1 protein-coding gene is annotated in these 284 nt (G+C 56.0%); it reads left to right on the plus strand.

What is annotated here, in order from left to right; all coding sequences use genetic code 11:
- Positions 1–284, plus strand: a 284-nt coding sequence (locus tag HMPREF2760_RS08440) for a DDE-type integrase/transposase/recombinase (protein ID WP_148138854.1), incomplete at both ends; no start/stop codon positions are given.

Below are 284 nucleotides of genomic sequence, written 5' to 3' on the forward strand. Positions count from 1 at the left end.
CGCATCATGAAATCCATGGGGCTGAAAGGCTTTAGTAAACGGCGTCGATGTATCACCACCAGGCGCAAGCCTGGCCGTCGAGTCATGCCAGACTTAGTAGGCCGCAGATTCACCGCTGATAGGCCGAACCACGTCTATGTAGGCGATATCACCTACCTGCCGTGTAAGGGCGGCAAGAACATGTACCTGGCCACGGTCATCGACGTCTACTCGCGCAAGCTCGTCGGCCATGCACTCGCCGATCACATGCGGGTATCGCTGGTTATCGAAGCTTTATCTCATGC

Source organism: Corynebacterium sp. HMSC065D07 (assembly GCF_001810695.1).
In the GTDB taxonomy this organism is placed as follows: domain Bacteria; phylum Actinomycetota; class Actinomycetes; order Mycobacteriales; family Mycobacteriaceae; genus Corynebacterium; species Corynebacterium hesseae.